This is a genomic window from Microbacterium sp. B24, from assembly GCF_000333415.1.
Classification (GTDB): domain Bacteria; phylum Actinomycetota; class Actinomycetes; order Actinomycetales; family Microbacteriaceae; genus Microbacterium.
In genome coordinates, this window is sequence record NZ_BADB01000380.1 from 1 (window position 1) to 13211 (window position 13211).

Below are 13211 nucleotides of genomic sequence, written 5' to 3' on the forward strand. Positions count from 1 at the left end.
GAGCAGCAGACCCCCACCTGCTCTGCCCCTGCCACCAGTCGCAGTTCGACGTGACCCACGGTGCCGCGGTGATCTTCGGACCGGCCGCTCGTCCGCTGCCGCAGCTGCCGATCACTGTTGACTCCGAGGGGTACCTGATCGCGCAGAGCGACTTCACCGAACCCGTCGGCCCGAGCTTCTGGGAGCGCCATTGAGCACCGCGACTGTCACCGAGACAGGCCCTGACACCACGCCTCAGACCTCCCGCGACGAGAAGCCGCTGGGCGGCCGCTTCGTCGCCGGCGCGGCGAACTACCTCGACGAGCGCACCAGCATCTCCGGTCTGGTCAAGGAGCTCGGTCGCAAGATCTTCCCGGACCACTGGTCCTTCATGCTCGGCGAGATCGCGCTGTGGAGTTTCGTCGTCGTCCTGCTGTCGGGAACGTTCCTGACGTTCTTCTTCCAGGCATCCATGGTCGAAACGCACTACGACGGGGCGTTCGTCCCGCTGCGCGGCGTCGAGATGTCTGCGGCTCTCGACTCGGCACTGCGCCTGTCGTTCCACATCCGCGGCGGCCTGCTGGTGCGTCAGATCCACCACTGGGCTGCGCTGGTGTTCGTTGCCGGCATCGGCGTGCACATGCTCCGCGTGTTCTTCACGGGTGCGTTCCGCAAGCCGCGCGAGCTCAACTGGGTGATCGGCTTCATCCTCTTCATCCTCGCCATGGCCGAAGGCTTCACCGGCTACTCGCTGCCGGACGACCTGCTCTCGGGCAATGGCCTGCGCATCATCGACGGCATGGTCAAGGGCATTCCGGTGATCGGAACGTGGACCTCCTTCCTGCTGTTCGGCGGCGAGTTCCCCGGGACTCAGATCGTCGGGCGCCTTTACACGCTGCACATCCTGCTGCTGCCGGCCATCCTGGTGGCGCTGCTCGCCGTGCACCTCATGCTCATGATCGTGAACAAGCACACCCAGTTCGCCGGTCCCGGCCGCACGAACAGCAATGTCGTGGGCTTCCCCATGGTCCCGGTCTACATGTCGAAGATGGGCGGCTTCTTCTTCATCACGTTCGGCGTGATCGTCCTGATCGCCTCCCTGTTCACGATCAACCCGATCTGGAACTACGGTCCGTACGACCCGTCGCCGGTCTCGGCCGGTACGCAGCCCGACTGGTACATCGGGTTCGCCGACGGAGCGCTGCGTCTGGTGCCGCCGCACCTCGAGTTCGTCCTGTGGGACCGCACGTGGTCGTTCAACATCCTCATCCCGCTGACGGCTCTGGGCCTGTTCATCGTGATCGTGATGCTGTACCCGTTCATCGAGGCCTGGATCACGGGCGACAAGCGCGAGCACCACATCGCCCAGCGTCCGCGCAACGCCGCGACGCGCACCGCGATCGGTGCCGCCGGTGTGACGTTCTACGCGGTGCTGTGGGCCGCGGCATCCTCGGACATCATCGCCACCCACTTCTGGCTCACGATGGAAGGCGTCATCCACACGCTGCAGGCGCTGTTGTTCGTCGGACCGGTTCTCGCGTACTTCATCACGAAGCGTCTGTGCATCGCGCTCCAGAAGAAGGACCGCGAGATCGCCCTGCACGGCTCGCCGACGGCGTGATCGTGATCGGCGTGTGCACGGTGATCGTGACGGGCGTGGGGATGCGCGGCGCGATCTCGCGGCACATCAGCAACAGATGGGCCGAGGCCTCCCGCGCCGCAGCGGCCGCCTCGTCGAAACCTCGCTGCACGCGGCGGCGGGTGAGCACCGCGTCGTCGGCGGCTCCCACCAGCTCGCGCGCGATCACCGCACTGTGCTCGCGTGCCGCCTGTTCGTCGCGCGGGTCGACCGCGATCCACTCGCCGGGCAGCCGGAAGCGCAGCTGCGGCGTCGTGTCGACGCTCACCGCTGTGCGATGCGGCTGACGTCCGCGGCGCTGAGGTCGAGGATATTCTCGACGCCTTTGCCCGCCCCGAGGATCTCGGAGACGCTGCCCATGACGTAGGCACTGTCGGTGATGGTCGCCGTCAGGGGATCGGAGAAGTCGCCCGGCGAACCCTGCACGGCGAGGAGCGTGAGGGGCTGACCGCCCAGGTCGCGATCATCGACGGCGAACGCGGCGACGGCGCGCACGTCGTCGGCGACCGCGGCGGCCGAGGCGTCGCGGACGAAAAGTCGGATGACGATCTTGTTGACCCAGGGGGCACCGGGATGCTGCACCTCGACCATCGCGCCGTTGATGCCCGACGCCTGCGTCAGCCGCTCGGAAACCGCGTTCTCATTCATCCCGCTACATCCCGTCAGTGTCAAGATCATGGCCAGGGCGATGGTCGCCCCGACTCCGGCGCGGCGCAGCTCAGCCACGGCTGTAGACCATCTCATACACCTCTTCGTGCGTGTTCTTCAGATCGTCGGCGAAGAAGATCTCGTCGCCCGGCCGCACCTCGGGAACCAGGTCGTCGGCGAGCTCACCGTACATGTTCGCATCGTGGATGCGGATGTCGACGGGGTGGTAGGTCTGCCAGTTCGGCCCCGGCACGTCGTTGGGTCCGTAGCCGACGAACTCCAGCGTATGCACGGGGTCCCAACGGTTGTTGACCTGCGTCACCCGCACCGACGGGTCGATCTCGCCGGCGTGCTTGTCGATGGCAGAGCCGGCCGTCACGACCGACTGCACGCGGCCGGACAGGCGCGGATCGGTGGCCAGGTCGCCCGCCATCATGCCGCCCAGGCTCCACCCGGTGAGCATGATCGGCGCGTCGCTGTCGAGCGCGCCCGACGACTCGAGTGCGTCCCACACGGCCTTCTTGTACTGCGTCTCCAGGCCGGGGAACAGGGCGAGCATGGCGTCTGCGGAGAGGTCGTTGAGAGCGCCGTCGCCGTTCATCGGCGACCAGTTCTGGGTACTCGGCAGCTGCACGCGGTAGCCGATGACGTTGCCCGCGGCATCCGTGATGGCGACGACACGGATGACCGTGCGCTGGTCACCACCGGCGACATCCTGACGGCCGACCTCCTCGAAGAGGTCGCCGTAGTCCTGGGACGTGTACTGGTCGGTCGTGGTGGCGTCGTCCGCATCGGAGGGGTACTTCTTCTTCGGCTTCAGCTCCTCGCCGGGCGCGGGGCTGCGGCGAATCGGCGTGCCGAGGCCATCGCGGATGAGGAAGGTGAGCAGTATGGCGCCGACGAGGAGGGCGGCGAGGATGCCGAGGGCCACCCACCCGATGATGGCGGCGATCGCCGAGAGCACCGCGATCACGATGATGATGACGACGATGATGACGACGATGGCGACGAGGATCGCGAGCAACTCCCCGAGGACTTCGAGGATGCCCTTGAGCACGTTCGCCGCCCACTCGCCGATCCATCCGGCGGCACCGTCCCAGAACTGGTTCCAGTTGTCGAACGCCGAATCGCTGTCGCCCTCGATGGCGGTCTCGATCTGGCTGATGGCGACGTCGGCGATGGCGCGCAGGCGCTCGCGCGCCCGGTACAGCTGCTGGCGGGCGTCCTGTACCTGCGAGGCCGCGTTCGACTGCGCCTGCCGCATCCGGCGCAGGTCGGCTTCGATCTCGTCGATCTGGGGTTGCGGGGCCTCGACCGCCTCGGCACGCAGCAGGTCGCCTTCGCGGCGGGAGATGTCGTTCGGGATCGTCGCGGACTTCTGCTCGTAGTACTCCGCGGTGGCGATCGCGGCTGTCGCATCCTGCTGGATGGGGCGCAGGTCGGCCGCGTACGTCTGCAACGCCTGACCCGTGTTGCGATAGCGGGCTCGCGCCCGGCTGAGGGAGCGGGCGACCTCGGATGCCGTCTCGGCGAGGGCCTCGGTGGATCGCGAGGCCTGCCCCTCGATGAGTCCGCGCAGGGACGCGGTGGCCTTCTCGATCGCGGCGGCGGCCGTCACGAGGTCGGCGGCGCGCGGGTCGAGCTGATCGGGCTTGCCGAGGAGGATGTCTTCGAATTCGACGGAGATGGCGCTCATCAGCCCTCCCCCTCTCCGTCGTTGTGGGTCTCGGGCGCGGCCTCCTGGGCCTGACGTGCCAGTTCGGCATCGACCTCGGTCATGCTGTCGACGATCGCATCGATGCCGTCGCGCAGGAACTGGAGCTTCTCGGTGAGCTTTCCCCGGTTGTAGTCCCAGTTGTCCGCGAAGTCGCGGACCTTTCCGGCCAACCGGTCCTCACCGGTGAGTCCGGCGAGGTCGCCGCCGACGGTGCCGGCCGACTCGAAGGTCGACAGCGCGTCGTCGACGCGGGTGCGCGCCGTGCGCAACGCATCGAAGTCGAGCTGAAGGTCAGTCATCTTCTTCTCCCGAGGTTCGCGAGGCCCGCCACCCGCGGTGTCCGGGTGACGGAAGCGGGTGGAAGGCCTCGTGAACCTGCGGGGCGCGCGAGCGCCCCGCAGGTCGACATCACTGACCGAGCTGGCTGGCGAGCTGCTCGTCGGTGGACTGCAGGGCCTGGGCGGCCTTCTCGAGGAAGGAGGCCATGCCCTCGATGCCCTGGACCGTCTTGGTCGCACCGGTGGTGAACTCGGTGTACGAGGCGTCGAAAGCGCCCGAGGCGCGGCTCGTGGTGAAGCCGTCCTGGACGAGCTGAGCGACCAGCTGACGCAGGCGCTGCAGGTTCGCCTCGAGCTCGTTCTGTCCGTCACGCAGGCGCGAGGCGGCCGAGTTCATCTGGTCGTAGGTGACATTCAGATTGGCCATGAGGGCCCCTTTCATCTGGCCCGGCCGGTGTGCCGGGAGGTCTTGTTGTTTCGAAGATAGGCGGCGTCGCGGCCCGTGACCATGGGGAGAACTCCCCATGAGCGCCCACGCGCCCGGCCCACCGCGGTCATGTCTGCGCCGCCGAGGAGGCGAGGGCGCCCGACTCGACGCCGACCGGGACGTCCCCGGCCACCAGCGGGAACTGGATGCGCACGGTCTTGCCACGATGAGCCAAGATTCCGCGTCCCACCGGGAGCTCGCCCCGCACCAACCGGGGGAACGGCGTCTTGAGGACGACCTCGCCGTCGATCGTCTCCGGCTGCAGCACGACGCCGCGCCGCGCGGCCTTGATCTCGCCGAGCAGCCCGAAATTCGTGGTCCACTCGCTCATCTCCCCGACGACCACGAAGAACACCTCACCGCGACCGGCGCGTTTGACGAGCGTGGAGAGATTCATCTCGATGATCGACGTGGCGAACTCTCCGATGCCCTCCAGCACGACCAGCGGCACGGGTCCGCCCGCCTGGGCGCGGTCGGCCGCCTCATCGACGGCGCCGAGCACCGCCATGGCCGCCGAGGGAGACTCGGCGGTCGCGGTCCACGCGACGACGTCCTGCACGGGCGATCGACGGTCGCCGATGTAGAACGCGGGCGTGTCGGGCCGCGCGCGCAGCGTTTGCCGCGCGATTGCGGCGGCGGCGGTGGAGCGGCCCGCGCCGGGCGAGCCGGCGACGATGAACGTCCCGCTCGCCTCGATCCCGTACGGGCCGAGGTCGAGATCGGACAGACCGATGGCGACGCCCGCCGCGGTCGTCGCCGGCAGGTCGTCCGCACCGTACTCGACGGGCAGTGCGCGGATGCCGGGAGCGGGCGTCGTGCCGCGTCGCGTCATCGCTTCGGCCATCCGATCGATCGCGAGCGACTGGTCCTTCGTGCTCGACGTGCCGCCGATCACGGCGATCTGCGCCTCGTGGTCGTCGACGATCGCCCGACCGGGCGCCGCATCGGGGCCGAGGATGTCGCGCGGCATCCCGAGGAGCGCATAGCCGTCTTCGTCGGCCATCCGCAGCACGATGCGGCGTTGGATCATCGCCTGCAAAGAGGTGGGCACGCTCTGGCCGCGGTCGGCGGTGAGGGCCACGTGGATGCCGAGCCCGCGACCGTCGGTGAGCACCTGCTGGAACGCGCGGTAGGCCTCGGCCCGACCGGGCACACCCTCGAACGCGGAACGGAACGCGGGGAAGCCGTCGACGAGCAGGAGGATGCGCGGCTCGTCGGGGCGGCCGGCGAGAGAACGGTACTCGGTGAGCGTGGAGGCGCCCGCCGCCGCATACGCGTCACCGCGACGGTCGAGCTCGCTGCGGAGCGTGGCGAACAGGCGATCGATGCGTTCCGTGTCGTCGCCGGAGATGACGGCGCCCACGTGCGGCAGCGACTCGAGCATGCGCAGGCCCCCGGTCGCGGCATCCAATCCGTAGACGTGGACGGGGCCGCCGCGCGGGGTGATCCCCGCCGACACGGCGAGCGTGCGCAGGGTCACGGACTTTCCCGAGCCGCCGGTGCCGAAGATCGCAAGGTGGCCCTCGGTGTCGGGCTCGAAGAAGAAGGGCACCTGGTCCTGGCGCTCGGGCACATCCACGACGCCGAGCACCAGCCGGGCGTCGGTGCGCTGGTGCAGCTTGGTCTGGTCGAAAGTGGTGGCCAGCTCGTCGAGCCACGGCCGACGCGGCGGCGCGATGCGGGCGAGCTGCGCGGCGTCGCCGAAGCGCGCCACGAGCAGCTGCTGATCGTTGGGGCCGAGATCCTCGGTCTCGGCGGGCGCCTCGATGGCGGCCTTCTCCCACACCGGCGCGTCGCCGAGCAGGAACGGACGCACCTCGACGGCGGGTTCGGCTTCGGCCCGCAGGCTCCACCCGCCCGAGTAGGCCGACTGGAAGAGGTTCATGCGGCCCGGACCGGTCTTTGCGATGCCGCGTCCCGGGATGCCGGGATCGAACAGTGCCGCCTCCTTCGAGCCGATGACGTCGTCGGAGTCGGTCTCGTCGGCCATGCGCAGCGCGACGCGGAGGTTGGTGTTGGCGCGCAGGTTGTCCTTGATGACACCGGCGGGGCGCTGCGTCGCCATGATGAGGTGGATGCCGAGCGAGCGCCCACGTTGGGCGATGTCGACGACGCCGTCGACGAACTCGGGCACCTCCTTGGCGAGTGCGGCGAACTCGTCGATGACGAGGACGAGTGCGGGGGGAGCGTCGGGGTCGGCGGCCTTCTCGAGCTCGAGGAGGTCCTTCGCCTTCTTGCGGTTGAACAGGTGCTCGCGGTGATGCAGTTCGGCGCGGAGGCTCGTCAGCGCCCGGCGGACCAGATGGGGGCTGAGGTCGGTCACGAGGCCCACGCAGTGGGGCAGGCTGACGCAGTCGGCGAAGGCCGAGCCGCCCTTGTAGTCGACGAACAGGAACGTCACGCGCTCGGGGCTGTACTCGGCGGCCATGCCGAGCACCCAGGCCTGCAGGAACTCGCTCTTGCCCGAGCCGGTCGTGCCGCCGACGAGGGCGTGCGGACCCTGCTGGCGCAGATCGAGGTGCAGAGCGCCCTGCGCGCCCTGTCCGACGAGGGCACGAAGCTTGGGCTGGTAGCCCGCGCCGGAGCGCGTCGCACGGATCGACGCATTCTGCGTCCACCGGTCGATGACGGCGTCGGCGCTGGTCGCCATGTCCGACCCCAGCAGCTGCAGCAGGGGGATGGTGCGCGGCACGTCCCCGGCGTCCTCCGCGACATCGCCGATGTCGGTGATGCGGGCCAGGGCCCGGGCCACGACGCCGAAGCGCGCGGCATCCAACGCCTCCACGCGCAGCGGCGCGATGACGGTGCCGAGGCGCACGAAGTTGGCGCTCGCCTCCCCGTCGGCGGGAAGCTCGACCCACGTGCGGCAGGCGGCGGGCAGGTCGGACACGCGCGAGGTCGCCCACACCGGGATGACACCGCTGCCGGCGGCACGCTCACTCAGCTGGATGAGTCGCCCCCGGTCGACGGGCGCGTCGGGCGTGATGATCACGACGTATGCCGGAAGCGGCATCTCTTCCTCGCGACCCCGCGACTCGCCGACCTCGGCGCCCGCGGCGGTCGCGGCATCCGTCGCCTTGAGCGCCCGCAGACGCCGCAGCTGCTTCGTGCGGGTGTCGACCAACTCCTCCAGCTCGGCCAGCAGGCGCGACGCGGTCGCCGCGTTGTCGGCGATGGGGGCCGTGCCGAGGGCGTCCTCGGCGGCCCACGTGTGCGGCAGCCACTTGAGGTCGGCAAGCGCCGCACGGGTGGCCGGGCCGACGAAGGCGACGATGTGGACGTCGGACGGCGCGTGCAGCCCGGCCGTCTGGGCCAGCAGCGCCCGCGCCGTGTCGCCGACGCGCGCCGTCGAGCCGGCGATGCCGATCGCGCCGGCCTCGGCCAGCGACTCGAGGATCGGCACGTCGTCGACCTCGCGGAACGCGTCGACGACCTCGTCGAGGCGGTCGACGTACGACGGGATCGCCGCGTCGCGCTTCGTCGACTCGGCGACGGAGTTGCGGCTCGGGGCGGTGCCGTCGCCGAGACGGACGTGCAGGAACGACCAGTGCTCGGGCCGGCGCGTCCACACCAGGGGCCCGGCGGCGAGCGCGTCGGCGCAGATGGGATCGAGCTCGGGGACCTCGCCGCGGCGGACGCGGCGCTCGGTCTCGCGCTCCTGCTCGAGGCGGGTGGACAGGCGGGTGAGCTGCTGCTCGAAGCGGTCCTTGTCGCGCTGCAGCTGCGCGCGGCCTTGCAGGCGCGTCGTCAGCCAGGTGCCGAGCATGAGAAGCGGGGATGCCGCGACGAACACGAGCGCCATCGGATTCTTCATGACGAAGAAGAGCACGACGCCCATGATCACCGGGGCGATCATCGCCAGCCACGGGAACATCTGCGGAGCGGGCGGTGCCGGCAGGTCGGTGCCGGGCAGCTCCTCGCCGAGGTAGCGCGCCTCCACCCGCGGCGAGCGCACGAACGGCACCTGCCGCCACGTGGAGGGCGCCGCCGTGGCGTCGGCGGGGGCCGCCGTGATGCGCAGGCGCGTGTCGCCCAACACGGCGTCGATCTGGCCGTCGGCGGCCGTGAGGTAGGTGACCGGCGCCCCGTCGACGAGGATGCCGTTGGCGGAGTTCAGGTCGACGAGCTCGGCCCGGCCCTGCCCGACCTCCAGCCGCGCGTGCCGCTTGGAGACGAGCGGGTCGTCGAGCACGATGTCGCACTGGGGGTCTCGTCCGATGATGACCACCCCGCGCTGCAGCGGGATCGTGGTGCCGGCACCGGCACCCGAGGCGATCTCGACGTCGCCGAGCTTCTGCGGAGGCTGATAGCCGGTCGGCACGATGCGCACGGCCGAGCCCGCACCCAGCTGGACGTGCGAGACGGATGCCGCGGCATCCAGCACCTCTCCCGGGCCCGGAGCGATCGTGCCGAACGCCTCGAGCGTCACCTCGTCGCCCGCCGCCGCCCCGCCGCCGCGCGGATCGAGCTCGGCGATGGTGCGTGCGAGGTCGCCGACGGTCGCATCGGCATCGGCGTTGATGACGAGGTCTTCCGGCTCGCCTCCGGGGCGGACCAGCGTGGTGCGCAGCTTCATCCCTGTTCCTTCCTGCGCGGTGCGTCATCGGCGGCGTCGCGATCGTACGCCGCCGGGTCGTCCAGCATGGCGAGGTCCTCTCGCACCACCAGTCGCGAGGCGACGGCGTGCTCCACCAGGCGCACGCGGCGGTTCGTGGCCGAACTGGTCACGCCGCCGCGCAGGCCCGGCACGCCCTGACGGTCGAGCTTGTCGCAGACGTTGTCGAGCTTGCGATTGAAGCGGGTGATGCTCCAGCCCAGGCGCTGCGCCGCAGCGGCCGAGCTGGGCAGCTCACTCATCCCGGTGCCCTCGCGCCGCAGCACCGGCTCGGCCAGAGCGAGGATCAACAGCTTCTGGCTCGGTGTGAGGGGAACGGCGCCGATCGTCGACTCCCCGTCGAAGACGCTCTCGGGCGCCGTCTCGCGGAAAGCCGGCTGCGCCGTGTGCACGGACAGCTCGTAGGTGGTGGGACCGGCGCTGAAGACGACCGTGGTCACTCCGAACACGATCGGCAGGCGGGCGCCCGGGGCGAGTTGGGCCTGCACCCGCCCCTCCGTGTCGGTGACGGTGGCCGACAGGCGCGAACCGATGTTGACCAGCCACCACAGCCCGGCGGACTGCTCGATCGAGAGGAAGTGGCGGTGCAGGAACCGGTTGTCGTCGATCGCGAGATCGCCCTCCCGGCCGATCGTGAACCGTGTGCCCGACGGCACCGTGATGTACTCGCCCGCGAACTCCACCGTGATGTCGCTGCTCGCGGCATCCGCTGCGGCCTCGTCGAGGGGCGGAACCGTGTCGTGAATGTCGGTCATGGGACGCACTTCCGCATCTCGGTGCTCGCCACGCCGCTCTTGCGGACAAGAGTGACCGCGACGCAGGTGGTGCCCGCGGCATCCACGGGAAGGGACACCGTGGTCTCGGTGACCTTGCGGACGTCGCCGTTGCCGGCCAGCGTGTACGCGTACCAGAGGTAGCCGTCGCCGTCCTTCGGGTCGGGGTTGGTCCAGGTGAAGACGACGTTGCCGCCCTCGATCCGGCCGGCGAGCTGCGTCACCGCGGGAACGACGTCTTCGAACGGGTCCTGCGCGACGGCGGTCGTCGACGGCGTCGGAGACGCCTGGGGCTCGACGGCGGGCGCCAACAGGCTCGCACCGACGGCGACGGCCCCCACGACGGCGACGACGGCCGCGGCGATGCCGAGACCGATCCACAGACCGCGGCGGGACCGCGGTACCACCGGCTCGTCCGCGCCCGCGACGGCGTCGGCCTCCGGTGCGGTCGCCGTGCGTGCGGCCGCGGGATCGAGCGTGTGCGCCGTCACCGGCGCCCCGGCGGCGGGGCGGCGGATCGTCGAGGACGTATCGATGTCGACCTGCGGAGCGATCGAGACCGGACCGCGCAACAGCGTCGGCTCGGCCGTGTCGGCCGGGGCGGCGGAGGTGGATGCCGCGGGCAGGGTGCCCGTCGTCTCGGGCGCCCACGGGTTGTCCCTGTCACGGCGGCGGGTGGGGCCGGCGGCGGGGTTCGTGTTCGGTTCGATGCTGACGATGCCGCGGACCCGGGTGAGCTCGCCGTCGGCGTCGTCGTCGGCATCCTCGTGCGGGGCATCGTCGAGGATGTCGATCGGGGTGACCGAGTGGGCGAGTTCGATCTGCACGCGCTGCAGGGCACGGGCGAAGGCGAGGGCGGATTCGTACCGATCGCCCGGACGTTTGGCCATCGCGCGCTCGAGCACCAGTTGCAGCGAGGCAGGGGCGTCGGCCCGCGTCAGCGGCGGCACCGGCTGGGACTCGATGCGCTGGATGAGATCGGCGCCGCCGTTGCGGCCTCCGGGCTGCTCGAACGGCGAGCGCCCGGCCAGCAGCGTGTAGACGGTCGCGCCCAGCGCATAGACGTCGGTGGCGACCCCGGATCCCGGGGCGTCGCTGAACGCCTCCGGCGGCGACCACGGAATCGACATGCCCCCCGACGACTCCTCCGACTCCGCCGTCGTCGCGATGCCGAAATCGGTGAGCGCGGGGCGGTTGTACTCGGTGACGAGGATGTTGGCCGGCTTGATGTCGCGATGCAGGATGCCGGCGCGATGCGCGGTCTCGACGGCGGCCGCGACCTGCACACCCACCCGCAGCGCCTCGGCGACGGAGAACGCCGCCGTACGGGAGCGCACCTGCAGGTTGGGCCGCGAGCAGTACTCCATGACCAGGTAGGGCCGGCCGTCGTCGGACACGCCGGCCTGGTAGATCGTCACGATCGCCGGGTGTGTCGACAGCAGGGCCATGACGTTCGCCTCGGCGGTGAACTGCTCGGCCGAGCCCGAGGCCAAGCGGTCGGGCAGCATGACCTTCACCGCGACGCGGCGGCGGGGAAGCTGCTGCTCATAGAGATAGACGTCCGCGAACCCACCCGAGCCGAGCACGTCGACGTAGGTGAATCCGGGCAGGGCGGGCGGCGGTGCCGGCGGACGCTTGGCGGCGCTCACGGGAGGTCCTCGAAGGTCACGGTCACGTCATCGCCGAGATCGAGGACGTCACCGGTGACGACCATCGTCGGCTCGTTCGGGTGCAGCCGCACCGGTTCGCTGCCGCCGCGCAGCAACACGGTGCCGTTCGTCGTGTCGAGGTCGGTGACGAGCACGTGCTCGCCTTCCGCACGGATCTCGACGTGGCTGCGCGAGATGTCCTGATCGGGGCTGTCGACCGCGACCAACGTCGGCAGGTCGGCTCCCGTGGTGCGCGTCGATTTCGGGCGACGGCCGATGATCACCGGGCGTTCGAGCTCGACGACCCGACCGGTCGACAGCCGAATGCGCCCGCGAGCCGGCCGGCGGGCGGGAACGTTGTCGGTCGAATCGAACGCGGGTCGCTCGGCGCGCAGCGCCCGCATCTCGGCGACGGCGATCGTCGCACCGTCGTGGTCGCCGAGGTCGCCGTGATCATCGCGTGGCGCGGGCTCGCGCTCCGGCGACGCGGGCTCGGCGGAGGCGGTTTCGACGTCGTCGGGGTGCGCGTCCTCGGGGTCCGCGACGACGATGGCGGCGGCCGAGACCGGACGTGCGACCGTCTCGCCCCAGAGGAGGTCGTATTCGTCGACCGGGGGCGCGGCGGCATCCTGAACGTCGGTCGCCTCGGGGATCAGCGTATCGGCCGAGGTGTCGGCAGCCGGCGCCGCGGGCTGCGGCTCGGCGTCCGGCGCGGGCTGCGATACGGGGGCGCTGCCGAACAGCCCTGGCGGCACCGAATCGATGAGCGATTCCGAGGAGACGGCGGATGCCGAGGTGACGCCGACGGCCGGTTCTTCCTCGGCATCCGACGATTCCTCGGCGTCAGACGGCGCGTCGGCCGGGGCCTCGGCCGGAGCCACCGCCGGGGCCGGAGCCGCGGCCGACGCGGAGGCCGCCGGCGGAACGGGAGAAACAGAGGGAGCGGAAGCAACGGATGCGGCGGCGAGGACGACCTCGACGAGATCGGCGCGCACCACTCCGGACTGCAGCGGCACGTCGGCCGCGGGTGCGTGCGTGCCCGGGTGCGGGGCGACACTCACACGCACGACGCCCGGGACGAAGCGCTCTGTCCAGGTCGCCACTCCCCGTCCCGACACGGCCTCGGGGTGGTCGCCCTCCACGACGACCTCGACGTCACCGCGCACGGCCACGCGCGCACCGCCCGCCTCCGCGATCGCGAGTGCGAACGGCGGGATCGCCGTGAGGGACGTACCGAACGCACCCGTGAGCGCCTCGAGAACGGCACCGATGCCCCCCGCACCCAGCCCGCGCCACACGCCGGCGGCCGTCGCGGCCGACACGGCCGGAGACAGCAGCACGACGGCGTCGCCGTCGGCCGCGAGCCACCAGGCGTCGGTCGTCGCGGCCGGCCGGTAGTCGATCCGCGTCTTCGTCATCGCATCCG

General features: G+C 70.8%; 10 protein-coding genes and 1 pseudogene. 2 read left to right on the forward strand and 9 right to left on the reverse strand.

From position 1 onward, the window contains the following. On the forward strand, positions 1-194 hold a 194-nt coding region (locus tag I5I_RS10205), incomplete at its 5' end, for a ubiquinol-cytochrome c reductase iron-sulfur subunit (protein ID WP_036319065.1). Continuing rightward, positions 191-1585, forward strand: a pseudogene (qcrB, locus tag I5I_RS10210) (cytochrome bc1 complex cytochrome b subunit); the annotation flags it as partial. The gene I5I_RS10205 and the pseudogene qcrB, both read left to right, overlap by 4 nt. Here qcrB and I5I_RS16440 read toward each other — a convergent pair. The 9 genes from I5I_RS16440 to I5I_RS10255 all read right to left on the reverse strand — a co-directional run bounded on the left by I5I_RS16440 (position 1527) and on the right by I5I_RS10255 (position 13203). Continuing rightward, a complete protein-coding gene (locus tag I5I_RS16440; RefSeq protein ID WP_239640085.1) occupies positions 1527-1886 on the reverse strand; it encodes a hypothetical protein in 360 nt (119 codons plus the stop codon). The pseudogene qcrB and the gene I5I_RS16440 sit on opposite strands and share 59 nt — an antisense overlap. Then, positions 1883-2344: a hypothetical protein gene (locus tag I5I_RS10220; protein WP_239498516.1), complete on the reverse strand. Its 462-nt coding sequence runs from the start codon at positions 2342-2344 to the stop codon at positions 1883-1885. The genes I5I_RS16440 and I5I_RS10220 overlap by 4 nt, the downstream gene beginning before the upstream one ends. After that, positions 2337-3962, reverse strand: a complete 1626-nt coding sequence (locus tag I5I_RS10225) for a hypothetical protein (protein WP_036319073.1) — start codon at positions 3960-3962, stop codon at positions 2337-2339. The genes I5I_RS10220 and I5I_RS10225 overlap by 8 nt, the downstream gene beginning before the upstream one ends. Next, positions 3962-4282 (reverse strand): hypothetical protein, encoded by a 321-nt coding sequence (locus I5I_RS10230; RefSeq protein WP_051039574.1) that lies wholly within the window; start codon positions 4280-4282, stop codon positions 3962-3964. Before I5I_RS10230 ends, I5I_RS10225 begins: the two co-directional genes overlap by 1 nt. 109 nt (positions 4283-4391) lie before the next feature. Continuing rightward, complete coding sequence (locus I5I_RS10235; RefSeq protein WP_005054492.1) at positions 4392-4688, reverse strand: WXG100 family type VII secretion target; 297 nt, start codon at positions 4686-4688, stop codon at positions 4392-4394. 127 nt (positions 4689-4815) lie between these two features. Next, on the reverse strand, positions 4816-9324 hold the full coding sequence (locus I5I_RS10240) for an FtsK/SpoIIIE domain-containing protein (protein ID WP_036319076.1): 4509 nt from the start codon (positions 9322-9324) through the stop codon (positions 4816-4818). After that, complete coding sequence (locus tag I5I_RS10245; RefSeq protein ID WP_036319079.1) at positions 9321-10118, reverse strand: hypothetical protein; 798 nt, start codon at positions 10116-10118, stop codon at positions 9321-9323. Before I5I_RS10245 ends, I5I_RS10240 begins: the two co-directional genes overlap by 4 nt. Then, complete coding sequence (locus tag I5I_RS10250; protein WP_036319081.1) at positions 10115-11785, reverse strand: serine/threonine-protein kinase; 1671 nt, start codon at positions 11783-11785, stop codon at positions 10115-10117. Before I5I_RS10250 ends, I5I_RS10245 begins: the two co-directional genes overlap by 4 nt. After that, complete coding sequence (locus tag I5I_RS10255) at positions 11782-13203, reverse strand: FHA domain-containing protein (protein WP_239640086.1); 1422 nt, start codon at positions 13201-13203, stop codon at positions 11782-11784. Before I5I_RS10255 ends, I5I_RS10250 begins: the two co-directional genes overlap by 4 nt. Between the last annotated feature and the right edge of the window lie 8 nt (positions 13204-13211).

Bases quoted from the DNA above. Each gene is read 5' to 3' on its own strand.
- I5I_RS10230 (WP_051039574.1), bottom strand. From the start codon at position 4,282: ATGACTGACCTTCAGCTCGACTTCGATGCGTTGCGCACGGCGCGCACC.
- I5I_RS10245 (WP_036319079.1), bottom strand. From the start codon at position 10,118: ATGACCGACATTCACGACACGGTTCCGCCCCTCGACGAGGCCGCAGCG.
- I5I_RS10240 (WP_036319076.1), bottom strand. From the start codon at position 9,324: ATGAAGCTGCGCACCACGCTGGTCCGCCCCGGAGGCGAGCCGGAAGAC.
- I5I_RS10235 (WP_005054492.1), bottom strand. From the start codon at position 4,688: ATGGCCAATCTGAATGTCACCTACGACCAGATGAACTCGGCCGCCTCG.
- I5I_RS10255 (WP_239640086.1), bottom strand. From the start codon at position 13,203: ATGACGAAGACGCGGATCGACTACCGGCCGGCCGCGACGACCGACGCC.
- I5I_RS10225 (WP_036319073.1), bottom strand. From the start codon at position 3,962: ATGAGCGCCATCTCCGTCGAATTCGAAGACATCCTCCTCGGCAAGCCC.